General features: G+C 64.8%; 11 protein-coding genes. 1 reads left to right on the forward strand and 10 read right to left on the reverse strand.

Features of this window, described 5'->3' with window-relative positions:
* Positions 1–217 precede the first annotated feature (217 nt).
* From amrB to IPM18_01730, 6 genes are all read right to left on the reverse strand, one after another.
* Positions 218–1423: an AmmeMemoRadiSam system protein B gene (gene amrB / locus IPM18_01705; GenBank protein ID MBK9118303.1), complete on the reverse strand. Its 1206-nt coding sequence runs from the start codon at positions 1421–1423 to the stop codon at positions 218–220.
* A complete protein-coding gene (locus IPM18_01710; GenBank protein ID MBK9118304.1) occupies positions 1420–3192 on the reverse strand; it encodes a hypothetical protein in 1773 nt (590 codons plus the stop codon). Before IPM18_01710 ends, amrB begins: the two co-directional genes overlap by 4 nt.
* Entirely contained in the window at positions 3189–4403 is a 1215-nt protein-coding gene (locus IPM18_01715) for a flippase-like domain-containing protein (GenBank protein MBK9118305.1), read from the reverse strand. Before IPM18_01715 ends, IPM18_01710 begins: the two co-directional genes overlap by 4 nt.
* A 54-nt stretch (positions 4404–4457) precedes the next feature.
* Positions 4458–6431: a hypothetical protein gene (locus IPM18_01720; protein MBK9118306.1), complete on the reverse strand. Its 1974-nt coding sequence runs from the start codon at positions 6429–6431 to the stop codon at positions 4458–4460.
* A 175-nt stretch (positions 6432–6606) separates the two neighbouring features.
* A complete protein-coding gene (locus tag IPM18_01725) occupies positions 6607–7452 on the reverse strand; it encodes a diaminopimelate epimerase (protein ID MBK9118307.1) in 846 nt (281 codons plus the stop codon).
* A gap of 38 nt (positions 7453–7490) precedes the next feature.
* Positions 7491–8213 carry a YbjN domain-containing protein gene (locus tag IPM18_01730; GenBank protein ID MBK9118308.1) on the reverse strand — a complete coding sequence of 241 codons (723 nt, stop codon included), beginning with the start codon at positions 8211–8213 and terminating at the stop codon, positions 7491–7493.
* Between the two features lie 393 nt (positions 8214–8606).
* Here IPM18_01730 and IPM18_01735 point away from each other — a divergent pair, with 393 nt between their 5' ends.
* Complete coding sequence (locus IPM18_01735; GenBank protein MBK9118309.1) at positions 8607–11249, forward strand: OPT/YSL family transporter; 2643 nt, start codon at positions 8607–8609, stop codon at positions 11247–11249.
* 62 nt (positions 11250–11311) lie between these two features.
* Here IPM18_01735 and alaS read toward each other — a convergent pair whose 3' ends face one another.
* From alaS to IPM18_01755, 4 genes are all read right to left on the reverse strand, one after another.
* Complete coding sequence (alaS, locus tag IPM18_01740) at positions 11312–14200, reverse strand: alanine--tRNA ligase (protein MBK9118310.1); 2889 nt, start codon at positions 14198–14200, stop codon at positions 11312–11314.
* A gap of 591 nt (positions 14201–14791) precedes the next feature.
* Positions 14792–17107: a choice-of-anchor L domain-containing protein gene (locus IPM18_01745; protein ID MBK9118311.1), complete on the reverse strand. Its 2316-nt coding sequence runs from the start codon at positions 17105–17107 to the stop codon at positions 14792–14794.
* A 580-nt stretch (positions 17108–17687) separates the two neighbouring features.
* Positions 17688–17948, reverse strand: coding sequence for a hypothetical protein (locus IPM18_01750; protein ID MBK9118312.1), 261 nt, complete (start codon positions 17946–17948; stop codon positions 17688–17690).
* A 72-nt stretch (positions 17949–18020) separates the two neighbouring features.
* Entirely contained in the window at positions 18021–18764 is a 744-nt protein-coding gene (locus IPM18_01755; GenBank protein MBK9118313.1) for a hypothetical protein, read from the reverse strand.
* Positions 18765–18775 lie beyond the last annotated feature (11 nt).

Below are 18775 nucleotides of genomic sequence, written 5' to 3' on the forward strand. Positions count from 1 at the left end.
AACAAAGAGCTTCTGAGACCACGCCCGGAATAGGGGGCGACTGCAAGTTCACGTTGATTGCGCGGACGCACAGTGCACCGCTGGGCAGTTGCAATGCCTCGACCGCTCGGAATCTCGGTCACCGACCACCGGAAAAGTGCCGTAGTGTCCGCCGTTCAATGGGGGGGGCGGAGAGGGCTGCAACATTCGACGCAGACCGTGGTGATTCGACCATGGTCTACGTGAGGATGCCCGCCGCGCAGGTGACGTGGGTTTCCGCCTCGTAATCCACGGCCTGGTGATAACGCAGGATCCGCATGTCGCTCGCAGGCAGCGCGTGGCGGAGGACATAGAGGCAACCGGCACTGCAGATGCGCGTCGGGTTCTCCGTCGCGGCCAGCGCAGTGCGAAAGTCCTCGGCCGGCCCGCCGCAAAGCAGGTTCAACAATTCGCGATCGCGGTGCGCGACCTCCGCGAGGAACGCTGCCGTGGTAGGTTCCTGGTCTCCGAAACGCTGCCCCACATGGCTCAGATCCGCCCCCGCAATGAGTACTGTGTACCGCCGATCGTCCGCGCGCAGTTCTCCGAGCGCCGCCGCCACCACCGCCAAATCCGGTCCGTGGCCGTCGGCCGGTTTCGTCCCCGTCGGACCACACGGATCGGGACACAATAGCGGTACGATTTCGAATGGCCGGGAACCATGCAGGTGCTGAAGCCAGTGCACCTGCAGTTCGATCGAGTGCTCAGAGGCGTGGTCCGACTCGCAGGTCCGCAGGGATGTTCCGACGCGCCGCTCGAGATTCGCGAGGAATGTCCGATCGGTCGTGACACGGCCGAGGGCGGTCTCAAAATCTTTCTCCGTCGCCACCACCGCGGCGCTCTCGCCGCAATGGTTCGTACCGAGAATGACATAGCGCTCAGCGAGCCCGGCGGTGGCAAGTGTCGCATAGGCGTCCGCGTAGCACGGAGCACCGCGGCGGTAGTCGAGATGCGGTGTAATCAGGCCGCGCAAGTGAGCCACCGGTTCCGCCGTGCCGGTCGACAGGATGGCTGCCAGCACAGCACGGAGCTCGCTCGCCTCAGGATCGCGGTCGCGGCTGTCGCGCGTCGGTGCCGCCGCATAAACCACACGGCGTTCCGCGCGGGCGAGCGCGGCGCGCTCATTGTCAAGCAGCAAAGCGGCATCGAGTGCTGCGAGCAGCGCGCCGAGTGCCGGCCGGGGCAGGGTCTGCCCGGTTTGTCGCAGAAAGCCGGCCTCGGCATCGGCCACCGTGTGTCGTCCATCCAGATAGGGCAGGATGAGAGCACCCGCGAACGACACCGCAAGCGGATGCGGGCCGAGTTGAACCGGGTCGTGCACCAGCAGGCGCGGTTCACCCGCGGATTCCTCGATCGGCAGCAGTTCGACCGGCCGCAGTGCGGGTAGAACGGTCTCGGGCATCATGGCGTCACCGCGCTGAGGTCGAGCTGCAGTGCCCAGACCGTGCGGGAACCCCAGAACACGTGGATGTCCGGCGCATTGAGCGGCCGGTCAAAATGGAAGCGGAGTCCGCGAATTCCGAGCGCATCACGCTCGAGTACCTCGACGCGGAAACCGAGGTCGGCGGTGCGATCGACCATGTCCGGCAAGGGTCCGGTCGAAGTGCGTACCAGCCGGCCGAGGACATCGGCGAAGTAGCGGTCGTCGCTGACGTGAATTTCGAGCGTGTGGGCATCATGCAGCTTCAACTCGGTCTGGGTGAAAGTTCCGACCAGCCCGAGCAACCGCGGCGACCAGGTAAGCGGAATCACACGCAGGTCACGCAGTCCGGTGCGCTCCTCGATGCCGAGTTTCACGTAATGGGCCAACAGCGGCAGGTTGCCAATATAGAGCGTGTCACCATTCTGTAGCGGCCGCGGGGCGCGGAGGATTTCCGATATCACGCAATCCTCGACCTCGGCGCCGGTGTCAAGCACAAGACTGCTGTAGTAGGTCCAAGTTCCAAAGCCGCCGCCGGTGCCGGCGAGGCAGAACCAAAGCACCGCCCGCCGCCGCCATGTCGGTGGCGCACCCCCGCGGAGATTGAAACCACCAATGCGCCGGAAGACCACCGCCGCAATCAGCGCCCAACCGACCCCCGGCAGGTAGAGGTGGTGCGGCGCTGCAAACACCGGCAGGAGCGGGAGAAAGAACGCAACCAACCAGACGGGACCGAGCAATTCGATACGCGTGCGGTACCGCCAGGCCGTCACACCGACGAACAGCAGGGCCGCCGCCGCCGCGGAATAGAACAGCAGCGGTCGTTCCTGAAGATAAGGCAGGCCGCCGATGGGGATGATCGGTGCGACGAAGAACTCGCCCAAAAGGTAGTAAAGCAATTTGTCCGCGATGAAGCGCAGGAAGCCGGGGTCGGTTGGCGGTGTCACGTAGGGCGGTGGCGGCAGCTCGACGCCGCCGAGGATCACCGTGCGCAACCCAAGATAACCCAGTGCCACGGCGCCCAGCAGACCATAAGCGGTCAACGCCGCAATCTTCCGCCGAAAACGTAGAGCCGGCTCGACGGCCGCGAGCACGACGGGCAGCATGATAGCGTTCTCGCGACAACCAAGCGCAAGCGCGAAGAGCAGGAGCGCAGCGCCCAGCCACAGCACCTGCCGGACGCGGCCGGCGTCTGCGGGCTGCGCGAAGCCCGGCCAGCCACGGAAGCGGGCAAAGCAGAGCGTGGCGCCGAGTGCGAAGAAGGTGACCATCAACTCGGTCTGGCAGGCGATCCACTGCACGGTGGCCACATGGCCAGGGTGTACCGCGAAGATCGCCGCCACCGCCCAGGCGAGCCACAAGCGCCCCAGCACACCCCGCAGCAGAGCCAGCAGCAGCATGACGACCGCCCAGTGCCATACCAGCGACATGGCGTGCGCTGCGACTGGATTCCAGTTGGAGAGCTCATAGGTGAGCTTGAGCAGTCCGAAAGACACGGGCCGAAAGAACCGCAGGGTGGTCTCCGGAAGCCACCAGACTTCGGCGATCCCACCCACCAGCTCGAGGCGGCAGGCGGCCGAGAGCTCCGCCAACGACCAGCCGGCTTCGCGCAGTTGACGGAAGTGCGCGTAGTCGTCCATGAACAAGCCGTCGTTCAGGGTCGGGCCGTGCAGTCCGGCGATCAAGCCCGCCAGCAGAAGCCCGGCCAGCGGCAGTTCCCAGAGTCGCGGCACGCGCACGGGTGCGGGCGTCATAGGGTCGCCTCCGCCGAGTCCCCCCGCGGGGCGGAGCGCTCCAGGGCCGCGGCAGCGTCAGCGGCTTCGGCTTCGAGCGCTGCGAGTTCTTCCGGGCGCGGCCGATGCGCGCCGAGCAGTGGGACCAGCACCCCGGGGATGGCCCAAACGAGCTGGATGAGCCGGACGCCCAGTGCCAGGGCGACGGCCTGCGAAGCCGTGTTGATACCACCCAGGGTGAAGAATCGCACGTAGGCGACCTCCACGATGCCAATGCCCTGCGGTGCGAGTGGCACGGCGCCGACGACGAAGCCGATCGCCACGTAACCGAAGAAGTACGGCACACTGCCCTGCATTCCCAGCGCGTAGCCCATCACGGTGGCACTGAACATCAGGATGGCCTGCATGATAAGCGTGACGCCGTAGGCGCTGAGAACGCGGGAGGGATGGCGCGCCAGTGCTGTCGCCGCCCGACCGATACGCAGGATGAGCTCGCTCAGCGGCAGCATGCGAACCAGATCGACGAGGTGCAGCGCACGGCGCAGCCGACGGCTGAAGATAGTGACGAGTACACCGACCAGACCGAGCACCACCACGGCCAGCGGCAACAGCAGATCTCCGAAAGCGGCCGCATCCCACGCGAGCAACAGTGCTCCGATCGCGATGGTGAACATGCCAACCATGCCCACAATGCGGTCCAACACGATGCTCGTGACGACCTCGGCTTTCTGATGGGTGTATTGCGTAAGATAATAGGCCTTGACGAGATCCCCCCCGGTGCTGCCGGGCAATGCGAAGTTGAAGAAATTGCCTGCAAAGGTGAGCTTGACTGCATCCCAATAGCGCAGTCGCACACCCTGCAGACCCACCATCAGCACGAGACGGAACGATTGCAGGAACCAGACCGGACCGAAGATCGCGATCGCTGTCAGCGCCAGCCCCAGGTGCGTACTGCGGACCACGCGGGGAATTCCAAGTTCGATGTCGGGCACGGGGTGGCCGGCCGCATCCTGGACGTGATGCACTTCCGTCGCGGACAGCACCACCTCCCGGCCGTCATGCTGCACCCGGAAGCCGCCCGGCTCCTCCGTCAGCAGGCGCACTTGCGGTCCGTCGGCATGGCCCAGCCGGACACGGTCATGCCACGGCACGCTGTAGACGAGGTAGCCGATCGCGGCAATACAGATGACCAGCCGGATAGTTGACAGCAGCCAGGAGCGGCGTTTCTTCATACGGAGGTACTCAAAGATTCAGGAACCAGGCGGGGCGCTCGCCGCAGGTCCACACTATTCGCGCGGCGGTAACCGGTAGACCGCCACGCCAGCGGGGAATGCTTCAGCCGAAAGCGGGATCCGCTCCAAGCCCGCTTGCTCCAGGGCGTCCGCCCAAGCGGGCGTGACATGCTCGGGGAAGCCATACGTGCCGCGCAACCTGTCGATTTCGTCCCATGAGAATACCACGTGTGTACTGCCCCCGCCACGCAGGGCCGTGATCGCATCCGCCGCGGGAAGATCGGCCGCCGCGGTGACCCATGGATCGCGGTTGAACACCACCGCATAGTCGACGGCCCGCTGGATGTAGAAAATGCGGGCTTCGCCGATCAGCCGGACGCGCGCGTCGGGCGGTACGGCCCGATTCAGCCAGTGTACCTCGCGAAGCAAGCTGGTCTGACCCACGAGCGACCGAAGCGGCGTTTGCAGGCCACGTTCCCAGCGCGCTTGCTCGGCCGCAAACAGTTGGCTGAGCAAAACGCCGTGATAAAGCGCCAGGCCGACCGCAAGCACGACCAGCGCTCCGATGCGGGCGTGGTGAGGCCGCGCTCCAGGCGGACCTGAGAATCGTGTCGTGGCCTCGGCGAGGAGGAATGCAAGGGGGATCAGCAGCGGCACGAGGAAGCGACCTGGCATGTGCGTCAAGGTCAACCACGCAAGGATCATGAAAAGCGCCCACACACTTGCAAAGACGGTCCGGCGGGTGCGCGCAACCCCGGTCGCGAGCAGCCCGGCCGCGAAAATGAGGCCGCCGAACTGCGGCGCGGTGACCAGCTCCCGCCAGGCGATCTGAAGCCGCACCGCGAGCGTGCCCCCACCTTCCTGCACGGCGTGCCCGCGCTGCCACTGCTCATCCTGCGCGGCACTCCACGCAGTCCCGCCAAAAACGCTGTAGGCGAAGGGGTAGACCGGATTGCCGGTGAAAACGCTGTTTCGTACCGCCCAGGGAGCAAAGGCCAACGCGGCACCACACACGAACACCAGGAAGCCCATCGTCCGCCGGCTACGCGCCGCGCACCCCCACGCCACGGCGGCCGCGATCGCCGCCAGCACGAGCGCTGTGTACTTGCAGCCACCCGCAAAGCCGGCGCAGAGCCCGGCCACGAACAACAGGCGCAGAGGAGGCGCCGCGGTTGCCGCCGATGGACCAGCGCGTTCGGGCAGCATCACACACAGCACCCCCCCCGCCACCGCTCCAAAGAACAACATCCCGTTCTCGACGTAGGCCAGCACACCGGTATAGGCGAGCCACGGAACCGATGCGGTACACAAAACGACTGCCCAGCGGCCCCAGCCGGCCGGGCTGAATGCCGCGAGCGCGCTGACCGCCAGCAGACCGCAGGTGAGATGCAGCAACTGGGACGGAATCGCCGCACTCCAAGGGTCGCCATGCAACAGCATCAACAGCAGGTAGAGCATCTCCATCTGCTGCGGAAAGGACGTGTAGACGTTGTGGGGGAGGAAATGGATGTGGCCGGCGTCGAAGTACTCGCGTGGCCCCTGGAGGTGATATTCGAGCACGTCGTATCCGCCGCCCTCGCCCGCCCACAACACCCCTGGCGGCAGCGTCGCCCCGAACAACCCGATCGCTAGCGGCACGGCCAGCGGCAGCGCGAACAGGCCGCGCAGGAGGACGGCAGAACGGGGCTCGCCCGCAGGGGAAGGTAGCGCCGCGCCGCGCGGTTGACTCCGGGCGGACTGGCGAAGCGCTCCGATGCCCAACAAGGCGCCACCGACCACCAGGCCCCAGCCCACTGCCGCGCGCAACCAGCCCAACATCCCGACCGCCAGCACCAGCGTTGCGAGGACGCCCAGGCCCAGCGCCAGCGCGACACAAAACGCCTGTGGGCGTGTGAACTCCGACCTCCGTAGCAACCACCGCGCCGGCCACGCACCCCACCCCGCCGCCGCGGCCAGAACGATGACGGCACCGGCACTATCGTACAACGCCACAAACAACGCGAACGGCGCAAGTGCGGCCAGGATCACCCCAGCCCCCCCACACGGCACGAGCCAGGTTGCCCAAGCAGGCCATAGATCCGGCCCGGGCACTGGCAGTGGGGGCGGAGTTTGCGGGGCGGCTCGGCGCATGGTCGAGACAATGGGAGCGTGTCGTGCGGGCGTCAAGCGGACCGCGCGGCGGCCCCCCCAGGGCCATTTGCCTTTATTGTCCCGGCCACACCCCGAGGAATACTTCGGTGGCTGGGCCGGTCTTGAGGACCGATCCGCTCACCTCGTCCCACACCAGGTGCAGCCGGCCGCCCGGAAGGTCAATCTCCACGGACCGCTCGCTGCGCCCGGTCAGCACACCGGCTACGCAGACCGCCGCCGCTCCGGTTCCGCACGCCTGGGTGATACCGCTGCCGCGCTCCCATGTGATCATGCGCAAGTGACCGCGCCGCAGAACTTCCGCGAAGTGGGCGTTGACCTGTTGTGGAAAAAGGGCGTGGCGCTCGATCTGGGGGCCCCAGCGCGCCAGGGGAACAGCCGCGAGGTCTTCGACAAAGAACACCGCATGCGGATTACCCATCGACACACAGGTCATCGCAAGCGTATGTTCATCCAGCGCGAACGGGTGATCTACGACACGCTCGACCGGTAGCGCCACCGGGATATCGGCCGGCACGAGGATCGGCGGTCCTAAATCGACGCGCACCTCAGTAACGTGCTCCTCGGCATCGAGTGTGAGCACGAGCGTAAGCACACCGGCGTCGGTTTCGATGCGTAGCGGATTGCGGCGTGCCCGTCCGTGATCCCAACAGTACTTCGCGACGCAGCGGATTCCGTTACCGCACATGCGCCCGCGCGAGCCGTCCGCGTTGTACATTTCCATCCGCGCTTCGGCACTCTTGTCGAGCGGCGGTGCGATCAGAATCAGGCCATCACTCCCTACGCCCCGGTGGCGGTCGCTCATGCGGCGCGCGAGGTCTGCCGGATGTGGGACGTGCTGCTCGAAGATGTCGATGTAGACGTAGTCATTGCCGAGCCCGTGCATCTTGATGAAGCGCAGCGACATGCAGCGACTCCGTTCCGCCGGGCCCGGAGGGCCTAGTCGTCCGCCATTTCGATCTCGGCCACAACCTCGGCCGGTGAGAGGTCATCCCCGTAGAGCAGCCGAGCGAAGGCCTTGAAGTAACGGTCGACCGTCGCCATGGAAGTGTAGAGCAGACGTGAAAACTGGTCGCGTGTGAGCGTCCCGTCCCCGATCGGGACACTGCTGCGGAAGCGCAACAGCCCTTCGCTCATATGCAGATCGAACGCCCCGAGCAACAGGCCGTGGTTGATGCGCGTGCAGGTCTCCGCCATGGCAGCGCGGCGGGCTTCCGGCACCACCAGCGGGACACGCACGATCACGCCGAGCGTGACGGGTTCGCCGGCCGTGGCAATGCGCAGGGCATAGAGCGCCGCCTCGCCACGGAAGCCGCACTCGACCGCGCCGTGGTCCTCGTCCACGCGGTAGTTGAGTTCGTCCGCATCCAGATACCCGCGGACCAACTCCATGATCATGTTCGTGCTGCTCACGATGCGTCCTGTTTCCGCCACACCCGGCGAGCGCGTGGCCCCATTCGCCGCCTGGGCTCCGACCGCGGCACTTGCCGCAGGTGTGCGCGCCAACGCTGGCACCACCGGTCCACGTCGGCCTTCAGACCGGCTCGACCGGCGACGGCGGACCTGCGATCTGCTGAGCAGGTGCGCGACCAATCGCACGACCACGTAGGTGCCGGCCACCAGCAAAAGCACGAACACGGTGACCTGCGCGAATGGAGGCATGAGTCCCAAGTGGGCTCCGTGGGCCCGCTGAATCTGAAATTAAGGCACTACCAGCTCACGCAGTAGTCTAGCCCCGTTGGCGCGCGGGTCAAGCGGAGCGGCGGCGTGCTCCGCTGGTTCTACATCAGCGTAACCATTTTTATACACACTGCTTACCACGCTTCAGAAGCACAATCCGAGCAGTGTGAGTCGAGCACGGTTGACGCGCACGCCGACCCTTTCGTACCATTCGCCCCAACCACAGGATCGGGGCCTCGCTTTGCGCAACGCCTCCGCCCGCGTGGTCGCGGAGGTTCGGTAGGATGTTACCGCGCGCCGCATCGCCCGAACCGGGCCCTCTCCGACAGCCGCAAGCGCTAACGCACAGCACAATTGTCTGCCGGGAGTAAGAAAGTGGCACAACCACCCCATTCTTCGCCCCCCACCACGGATACATCAACGCAGTCGCAAGCTGAGTCGGCTCCGCCGCCGAGTCACGACGCACCGGCACCGCTCGACCTGACCTCGCCGCAGCTCACGTTGCGCGCGGTGCTGACGGGAATGTTCCTGGGCGCGATCCTCTCCACCTGCAATGTGTACGCAGGTTTGAAGATCGGCTGGGGCTTCAACATGTCCATTACGGCGGCATTGCTGAGCTACGGCTTCTGGATGATGCTCCACCACGCTACCGCGCGGCGCGTCCGCCCGTGGGGTATCCTCGAGAACAACATCAATCAGACGGCGTGCTCGTCCGGCGCCGCGGTGTCTTCGGCGGGACTGGTGGCACCGATCCCTGCGCTGGCGATGATCACGCACGAGCCGACGCTCGACTGGCACTGGCTGGCGTTGTGGTGCATGTCGGTCATGCTGGTCGGAATCACCGTCGGCATTGCCGTGCGGCGTCAAATGCTGCTGGTGGACAAGCTCCCGTTCGCCTTCGGGATCGCGAGCGCGGAAACGCTGCGCGAAATGTACGCCAAAGGCAGCGAGGCGCTGGTGCGCGTGGGCACACTGGCGGCGGCCGCCGTACTGGCGGGGGGCATCAAATTCTACGAACATGCCGGGACCATCACGGCGGCGAAGTTCCAAGCGCTGCTCAAGATGGGTGAGCTTCAACTGGGCGGCTTCAAGGCGTCACACCTGGGCTTCGGACTACAGCCGACCGCGCTGTTCTACAGCGTGGGCGCGCTGATCGGATTCCGCGCCTGCCTCTCCCTGCTGATCGGCAGCGTTGTGGCGTACGGCTTCCTCGCGCCGCCGCTGATCTCGAATGGTTCGATCCGGCTGGCCGCCTCATATCCCTTCCCGATCGTTCCCGCGGGCCTTGAGCCGGCTACCGACTTCAAGTCCGAGCCGGAGGGCTATCTCAAGTACAACCCGGGCCGACGAGCACTGGTGCATGCGGGCGTCATGACGTCCGCGGAACTGGAAGAGCTGCGGGCGCTGCACCCGGATCCCTTTTTCCGCGAGGCCATCGACCGGCTGTATATCGCGTCGCATTTTGCCGAGGAGCAGCGCAACGCCCTGGTCGCCGCGCATTCGTACACCACCACGCGGCGCAGCATGCGCACCGCCCCGCTGCCGCGCTGGCCGAAGGACTTCGTGATCGGCGGTCCGGACGGCGGCCGCATCACCTTCGATAAGACCGGCGGCAAGCTGGTAGCGCACGGGCCCGTCCCCGCGGAGCAGCGCGACCGGATTCTCGCCAACCTCGACGAGTACATCACGGTCCACAGCCGCACATCCCCGCTGGGCTGGATGGAGGACACGTGGGGCTGGCTGGTGGAGGGTCGCGACTATATCGGCCGGGCGGCGGCAGCGGAGAAGTTCCGCTCGGCGTTTGAGCAACTCGCAAGTCTGAGCCCGCGCGACTTTGTGCCACCGCAGCCCGTGCCGGCGGATTTGACCACGCATTTCGAATTCCTCGAAGCCGAGCACGCGCTGAGGGTTCATGGAAGCCCCACCAAGGAGACTTGGGAGGCCGCCAAGGCCTGGTTAGGTGACGATGCGCCGGATTGGCAGGCAACCCTCACTGCCCTGCGGGGAGGCACAGAAATCAGAGCAGCTCAACCTTCCTACAACGACATGGTCGTATGGTTGCTCTGGCCGGGCGTCACACTGATGGTGGTTTCGGCACTCGTATCATTCTCGTTCTCGTGGCGCTCCGTCCTGGCGGCGATGACGGGCTTCGGCCACCGTGCGCCGGAGGGTCCGCGGGTCGAGACGGGTGAGGTGGCGCGGAACTGGTTCGTGGTGATGCTGGTGGTGGCGCTGGGACTGTCCGTCTGGCTGCAATACTCGTTCTTCGGCATCATGCTGTGGGTGGGGACGCTCGGCGTGCTGCTGACGTTCGTGCTGGCCCTGGTCGCAGCGCGCGTCTCGGGCGAAACGAGCGTGACGCCGGTGGGCGCCATGGGCAAGGTCACGCAGTTGCTGTTCGGGGCGCTTGTGCCCGGTAACCCTGCGCCCAACCTGATGGCCGCCAACGTCACCGGCGGCGCCGCCAGCCAGTGCGCCGACCTGCTGCACGATCTGAAGTGCGGCATGCTGCTCGGAGCATCACCCAAGTGGCAGGTGTTTGCCCAGACGGCCGGTGCTTTTGCCGGTGCCGTCGCGGGCTCCGCCATCTATCTGGTGCTTGTGCCGAATCCCAGCGAAATGCTCATGACGCCCGAGTGGCCGGCCCCGGCCGTCGCGACATGGAAAGCAGTCGCTGAGCTGTTCATGATCGGCTTCGCAGCGCTGCCGCCAGGCGTCGTCCCGGCAATCCTCATCGCCGCCGCTGCGGGCGTGGTGCTGCCGATCGCCGAGAAGCTCGTGCCGAAGAAGTACCACCTCGCGGTGCCCAGCGCCGCGAGTCTCGGGCTCGCCCTGGTCGTGCCGGCCGACTATGGCACGACCATGTTCATCGGCGGACTGATGGGCCTGATTGTGTCGAAGTGCTTCAAGAGTTGGTCGGCGCGCTTCCTGACGGTGATCTGTGCGGGCATCGTCGCGGGTGAAACGCTGACCGCGGTATCGCTGGGCGTGCGCGATATCCTGCTTGGGACCGCGTAGCGTGATAAGCTCTGATCGGAATACCGAGCGTTGCCGGGCACGCGAGCGCACGGCAACGCCGGTTACTGCGGGCGTCCGGCCCGCAGCTTTTCACGCAACCACGCGGCGCCCACGGACAGCGCCGCCGGCACACCGTCTGGGTTCTTGCCGCCCGCCTGTGCCATGGTCGGCGATCCGCCGCCACCACCGCCCACGTGTCCGCTGACGGCTTTCACAAGGTCGCCCGCCTTTAGACCCTGCGGAACCAGATCCGGCGTCACCGCGGCGAGCAGCAGCGCCTTCGCCGGCTGCTCCTCCGTGGCTGCCACGCGCACGCCGAGCAGGATTGCCACCGAACCGCAACGCTGCTTGATGGCATCGGCGCCGGTTTTCAGCGCCTCGAGCGGCACGTCGGGGAACTCCGCGACGACGATGGCCGTGTCGCTGATGCGCTCCGCCTCGGACACGACCTCCGCGACGCGCGCGAGCACGACACCGGCCGCATCCGCCACCGCGGACTTCTGCTCGTGCTTCACAACCTGCTGAAGCGCGGCCACCTGCGCGCGCAGCCGAACCCGGCTGCTGGCCGTCAGCGTGGCCGTTTGGAGCGTGTTCTGAAGCTCCGCGAGCCCGGCCGGAATTTCCGACGGCGGCCCGGCCAGCAGGGCGACGGCGCGTTGTTCGAGCGCCTGGCCGATTTCGGCCGCGATGCGGGCGGGTGCGCCGGTGAGGCCGACGATGCGACGGATACCCTTCGCGATGCCCTCCTCGGTCGTCAGGACGAAGTGCTCGATCTCGGCGGTGCGGGCGACGTGGGTGCCGCCGCAGAATTCGATCGAGTAGGCGCGCCACGCGGCGCTTTCCGGATCGGCCAGGAGCTCTTCGACGGGTGCACCGATGGAAAGGACGCGCACGCGGTCGGGATAGCGTTCACCAAAGACCGCTCGGAGTCCACGGATTCGCAGGGCCTCCTCCTGGGGCACTTCCGCGGCATAGACGGGTAAATCGCGGGCAATCTGCTCGTTGGTGAGCTGCTCAATGCGGTCGAGCTCTTCGGGTGTGAGGGGCCGCGGGTGGGAGAAGTCGAAGCGGGTCTTGTCGGGATCGACCAGTGAGCCCTTCTGTTGGACGTGTTCACCGAGCACTTCGCGCAGGGCCCAGTTGAGCAGGTGGGTGCCGCTGTGGTTGCGCATGATCGCCGCACGCTTGGGGTCGACGACCAGCTCGACCGCGGCCCCCGGGACCAGTGCGCCCTGCACGAGGGTGCCGACGTGCTGCACGTAGTGGCCGGGCCGCTGGGTGTCTTCCACCTCGAAGCGCAGGCCGGGCGCGACGATCTCGCCGAGGTCCCCGACCTGACCACCGGCCTCGGCGTAGAAGCAGGTGTGGTCGGTGACGACGGCGGCCCGATCGCCGGGCCGCAGACTTTCCCCGGCACCAAGCAGAACGGGTACACCCTCAGGCGTCATACGAATGATGCCGGTCACCTGCGCGGCCAGGCGTGTGTGGGTGTACTTCGCGGCATCGTCGGTCGGGCGGATGCGGCTCAGGATTTCCTGCGGCAGATGGACAAACTCGCGCGTGTCATCGCGTCCGCCGGCGCGGGCTTTCGCGCGGGCTTCCTCCATGAGCCGCTCATACTCACCGATGTCGACCCGCAGCCCGCGCTCCGCAGCCATGATCTCGGTCAGGTCGATCGGAAAGCCGTACGTGTCGTGGAGCTTGAAGGCATCTACGCCCTGCACCACGGCGGCGTGACGCTGCTCGGCGTTCGCCGCGGCCTCCTCGAACAACGCAATCCCACGTTCAAGTGTGCGGCCGAATGAGGCCTCTTCTTCGTGGATGACCGCGATCACCTCGCCCGGCCTGGCGCGGAGCTCGGGAAAAGCGTCGGCCATCACGTGCGTAACCGCGGGCACGAGCTTATAGAGAAACGGCTCATGGACGTGCAGGTACTGCCAACCGTAGCGCACGGCGCGGCGCAGGATGCGCCGCAGGACGTAGCCGCGCCCCTCCTTGTCCGGAACGGCGCCGTCGCTGATGGCGAAGGTCAGCGTGCGAATGTGATCGGCAATGACGCGGTAGCTCACATCGACGAGTGCGCGTGCCGGGTCGACGCCGGGGTCGGTCGGCAGCGCCCCGGTGTAAGCCGGCGCACCGGTCACTTCGCGGATCGCGGAGAAAATCGGCGCAAACACATCAGTTTCATAGTTGCTCTTGCGCCCCTGGAGCACGGCGGCGACCCGCTCGAATCCCATGCCCGTATCCACGTGTTTGGCCGGTAGCGGCGTGAGCTTCCCATCGGGACCGCGGTTGAACTGGATGAACACCAGGTTCCAGATTTCGATGACGCGTGCATCACCCGCGTTTACGAGTCCCCCGCCGCTGAGGTCGGGGGTCAGGTCTATGTGAATCTCGCTGCACGGGCCGCATGGGCCGGTGTCACCCATCTCCCAGAAGTTGTCTTTCTTGTTTCCGGGATGGATGCGCTCCGCGGGCAACAACGCGCGCCACAGGTCGCGGGCTTCCTCGTCGGGGGCGAGCCCCTCGTCGGCGTCACCGCCGAAATACGTGGCGTGCAAGCGTTCAGGCGCCATGCCCCAGACCTTTGTGAGCAGCTCCCAGGCCCACGTGATCGCTTCGACCTTGAAATAGTCGCCAAAGGACCAGTTGCCGAGCATCTCAAAGAAGGTGTGGTGGTAGGTGTCGTGGCCGACGTCGTCGAGGTCGTTGTGCTTGCCGCCGGCGCGAATGCACTTCTGCGAATTGGCCGCCCGCTTGAGCCGGCCGAATGCGGACGTCGCGGTGGCCTGTCCCAGGAAAAGCGGCTTGAACTGGTTCATGCCGGCGTTCGTGAACAGCAGCGTCGGATCGTCATGCGGCACGACCGGTGCACTGGGCACAAATTCGTGTCCACGTTGCTGAAAAAACTCGATGAACTCGCGGCGAATCTCGGCGGCGGTTTTCGACACGGCGGCGGTCCTGCATGGTTTTCAGGTGCTGCGGCCGCGCACGCGGCGGGCCGAATGGCGGATTCTACGTTCGGCGGGCGGATTTTGAACCCCCGGTCCGGGCCGTGGGCGAAGGCGCAAGAGAAAAGGCCGGCCACGTTTCCGTGACTGGCCTTTGCTCCGGTTCGCGAAAGTCTGCCTGGCACGTCAGGCGAAGGAGTCCGACAAGCGTCCTGCCTGTCACTCCATCATAGACCGCTGGAACGCGGCCGACTCAGCGTGCACAGGCCCATCCGTGCGGGTCCTGAAACAGTTGGCCGACCGAGCCACTGGTGGCGCTGCGGCTTGCCGGCCAAACTGACTGCCAGTGAGAATCTTGGTAAACACCGATAATAGAGTGCTCGGACCGAATCGAGTCCTCACAGAATCACCGTGGCCATACAACACGCAGGTACTGCCACCGCAGGCCGGGCGGGCGGCAGGACCCCGAGAAACTGAACTTGGTCAGGCCGTGAAACCGCCCTGCTGCCCTCACAAGGGACACCGCTGGAACACACCTGCCCGCGATCGGTTGCACGGGACCTGGAGAATCACACCAAAGTCGCCGTGCTCCTACGAGCCCGTGAAGGCGATTGCAAAGCCGGCAAAGTCGCTTAAATCAACGTCGTCGTCCCAGTTCAGATCGAACGCCCTGCACCCGTTGTCGACCGGGCCGTTACCTGGTCCGGTCAGGCAGTCCTCCAGCAAGGTGAAGTCCGCCAGGCCCACAACGCCGTCGCCGTCTCCATCGCCGACCACGCATGGGTTGGGCGAGCACAGAGCGTCCATTTCCCAGGTCAGGCCACCGGCGTTTGTGCAGTCCTCCTCAGACACTTCCGCGCACTGGCCGCCCGGGAAGCAACAGGCGCCCGCTGGCGCCGGGCATTCCGCAATGCTGAGGCGGTAGTTCAGGATCGCATAACCCTCGTCGTCGGGCCGGCGATCGATCATCAGGTAGTAAGTACCAGGGGACAACGACAGGTTGCGGATGGCTACTTCGGTTCCCGTCGTGCTCGCAGAGGCCAGGCAAGAGAGCCCCGGCGGGCATACGTTGCCCACCATCACTCCGATGGAGTGATCAACCGCCGTGGCCCCTGTCACCGTCACGTCGACACAGTGGGCGCTGGTCAGGATGATCTCGTAGATAATGTCATCTCCGTCATCATAGACTCCCAGGCAGGTGTTGGAGTAGTCTTCCTTCTTGTCGGACGTGGTATTGACATCATCGAACGGTATTGTTGTGATATAGAGCGGGAATTCACAATCCTGACCGTCCGGATCAACCTCCGTTGCGCAAGGTGGATCCAGATCGCCACAGGACATGCCGACGCTCCACACCTCATCTGGCCCCATGCAGTTGGCCGCCAGGACGTTCTCGGTGCAGACCTGCGTGGTGCGATTGCAGCAGGCGCCCGTCGGCGCGCCGGAGCAGTCTGTGATGCTCAGCGTGTAATCCAGCTTGTCATCCCCCTGCGGCCAGCGGTCGATCATCAGATAGTACATGCCGGGTACCAGGGTCAGATTGCTGATGGTCGCCACGGATCCCTGGCTCGTCGCCAGCGCGTAGCACGATGCGTCCGGCGGGCAGAGGGTATCCACCGCTACGCCAATCCAGTTATCCTGCGGCGTTGCACCAGTCACAGTAATGTCTACGCACTGTGTGTTTGTAATCGTGAGTTCGTAGAGTATATCCTTCCCGTTGTCGTAGTTGCCGAGACATGTATCGGTGTAATCATTGCTTTTGTCACTCGTCGTACGGGTATCGTAGTACGGCAGTGCGGTGATCGGAATCGGGTTGGTGCAGTCCTTCCCATCGGGCTGGGTTGCAGTTGGACAGGGCGGGCTCAGTTGATCGCAATTCAACCCGATGGTCCACACCTGCCCGGGACCCTGGCAGTTGACTTCCAGAACATTGTCAGTGCACTGGAGCGTGTTGGTGTCGCAGCAGGCGCCGCTTGGGCTCCCGCATACGAAGCTCTGCCCCTGGATGAACATGTTCGAATCGAGTACCTGGTCACCCGCATCCGCGATTGCCAGCTTGATGTGGTTGACACCCGGGTTCAGCGTGCCGGTGGCCGTCAGGACCACGAGCAATCCGTCCATCTGGGTATCACGGGCACCGCTGCAAGGATAACTGCCCGGCGGAATGTCATCGCAATCATTGTTGATGAAGAGGTTGCAGTAACTGCCGCCGGGTGGGTTGAATGGGTTGCCGCAATTCACGTTGTTGATGCTGACCGGCATTCCCTGGCTGCCGGGAACCAGGGCGATGTTAACCCCGTTCAGAAAGAAGCCGAACACGTCGTTGAATGACGAATCGACCCACTCATTGTACTCCTCTGAAGTGAAGACATACTGAAACTGGATGGTCTGCGTAGAGGTACACTGAAAGTCGAATTCCAGAACGCACGTGTCGAATGTGGTATAACCCGGAATCAGCCCGTTCAGATCAGGATCGCCGAGCCCCGCATGAACACCGCTTACATCATCCTGCGTGTTCGGTCCGCCTACGAAGGCAATGCGGCCGCTGCTCAGGATGATGCCGCTTTCGAATCCAACAATCCCCGTGCCGCCGCTGAACGTGCCAGCCGCTGCATTTGCACCAGTGAATGTGATGTTCGAGACGACGACACCGGGGCCAAGTAGTGCCGTGACGAGATTCGCGGGGGTCAGTCCGGCGTTGAGGTCTTGTGTGGTGAGCGCTCGGGTCCCCTCGGCGTGCGGAATGCTGTTATCCCCACCTGGTGGTATGGCCGGGCGCGTCGGCGGGGGATCGGCTTGCACCGGTTGCGTAAGCAGAATAATCGAAATAAGGATGGTTCTGGTGTAGAACCATGTCCTTGTCGGACATGGAGCGCGTCGAGAACAGATGCTGCGGAACGGATCCATGAGTTTTCTCCTTTGAGATTGGCATGCATGATTGCCGCACCCCCGGCTGTTCTGTTGTGATTCCCCACGCAGATGCCGTAGTTCGTTGCATATGCAGTCGCCGGCCACTGCTGGTGATTTTTCAACCAGTGCGCGTGCAGTGCTTCGTCAACTGCATCCCCACTAAGTACGCAAACGCGACAAAAGCGCTGACAGACAGGTCCACGTCGCCTGCAAAGCCGGCACTCACGCATTCGTAGCCAGTGCCCGCCGGCGTGTCCGGCCCCGTCCAGCGGAGCGCGCGCGTCACGAACCGTTTCGCCGCACTGCGCACGCCGCCCTCCATCGCAACCAGGGTCCGGACTGTCCCCGTGATCCCGGAACCGCACGGGGATCCATGTGTCGAGTCCCAGTGGGCTACCCGGCTGGTAAAGATGCAGTCGATGATCGTGATTTGGCGCGGTCATCGCATGAGACCGAACCGCCGAAGGTTGTATTCTTGACCCGAGCGCCCCAATGTAAGGCGCTGATGTTTTGTGTGGGTAAGAGCTTACATGAATGATATCATGCCTGTGCCCGCCTGTCTAACTTCGCAGAGGGTTCATTCATGTAACACGGCACCCGCCTCTAGGGCACGCCACAGGTGCCACAGGTAGCGTCGGGCCCCGGACCGCGTGTCCGCGGACGGGGCATGCGCCGCCGGCGCAAGCCGCACCTCATCGCAGCCCGTAGCACCCCGCAACCGCCGCCGCCAAGCAAAGAACGAGGACTGCGAGTCGGCAAACAGCGTCTCCCGGCGAAACGTGACCAGCGTGAGGAAAAACACGCCGCCGGGTTGGAACATCCGTCGATATTCGGACATCACACCCTCGCACCTCGTTGCGGCGGAACGGTGGGCAGCGGAGTACCGCAGCCCACCTACCCGCCTGCCTCGTCAATCGGCGAGTTCACCTACGAGTGGAAGCGCTTTGAGAACCGCAGCGCGCTCAACCTCCGTCAGGCGCTTACACACCAACCCAAGATCGAAATGCCATAGTGCCGAGTACTGTCCAACTGGTCGAAGGTCGTACCATTCGATATGACGGAGGTACGGCATATATTCTGCAATACAGAAGACCGCCGCGACCGGGTCGAGCCGCCGATCCAAGGATGCAGGAATTCCTGATGCTCTAAGCATTTCCTCACCGTACAGCGATTCCACGGGTGGCGCTTGCTCGGCTGCGCGACACGCCTCCAACAGCGCCCCAAGACCGAACTCGCAGGACGCTGTTGCATACCTGGTTGCGCGCAGAAGTTCGGCATCCCGCGAAAGCAGTAGCGATGCCCCGACGAGTCCGCGCGACGCGACTCCAAATACTTCGGCCAATTGATCGTTCAGCTTCAGGATGCCTCGGGCGAGCGTCGATTCAATTGCGGCAGGTACAGCGTGCTCGTTTGTCAGCCATGATTGTACACTGACCAATAGATGCGGATGCAAGTAGTTCAGGACCGTGGCATCGCCCTGCCGCATGAGCAGCCGCTGAATGCTCGCCGCAACTGCCCATACGGATCGCTCCCACGCATAGCTGTTTAGGAGCTCGCACAGCTGGCGCAAGTCCATCGTCTTCCAGTCATCCTCGGTCGTCAATGCAGCAGCTCGCCGGATCGTCGGATCGGATGTGATCTGCTCGAGAGTCACAGACTGGCTCC

This window comes from Phycisphaerales bacterium, assembly GCA_016716475.1.
In the GTDB taxonomy this organism is placed as follows: Bacteria; Planctomycetota; Phycisphaerae; order UBA1845; family Fen-1342; genus JADJWG01.